At 58.5% G+C, this 562-nt stretch carries 1 protein-coding gene; it reads left to right on the top strand.

Features of this window, described 5'->3' with window-relative positions; genetic code table 11:
• A partial coding sequence (locus N2315_09620; protein MCX7829428.1) for an ATP-binding cassette domain-containing protein occupies window positions 1–547 on the top strand: 547 nt, incomplete at its 5' end.
• Window positions 548–562 lie beyond the last annotated feature (15 nt).

Below are 562 nucleotides of genomic sequence, written 5' to 3'. Positions count from 1 at the left end.
CTTCGTGTCCGAAGACAGGCGTGGCGTAGGGCTCCTGCTCGACGAGGGCATCGACTGGAATATTGGCTTTTCGGCCTTGCAGATCAAGGAAAAGGCGATCAGGCCCTTCCTGGGCGGCCTGTTCAAGTGGCGCAGCGACCGCCAGCTGGACGAGATCGCCCGCAAGTATATCAAGGCGCTCGACATCAAATGCCAATCCCCCCGCCAGAGAACCATCACGCTGTCTGGCGGCAACCAGCAGAAGGTCTGCCTTGCCAAGGCCTTCGCCCTCGATCCGGAACTGCTGTTCGTCTCGGAACCGACGCGCGGCATCGATGTCGGCGCCAAGAAACTGGTGCTGGACACGCTGGTGCACCGCAATCAGGAGAATGGCACCACTATCGTCATGATCTCTTCGGAACTCAATGAGCTGCGCATGATCTGCGATCGCATTGCAATTGTAGATGAGGGACGCATAGCGGGCATCCTGCCGGCAGATGCGCCCATTGAAGAATTCGGTCTGCTCATGGCCGGTCTGGGTGCTGCAGATGAGAAGGAGAGCGCATAATGAACAGGATACTCG

The organism is Thermanaerothrix sp. (genome assembly GCA_026417795.1).
GTDB lineage: Bacteria > Synergistota > Synergistia > Synergistales > Synergistaceae > Thermanaerovibrio.
Note: the sequence above shows the minus strand (reverse complement) of the source record. Positions and strands in the feature narration are given on the sequence as shown.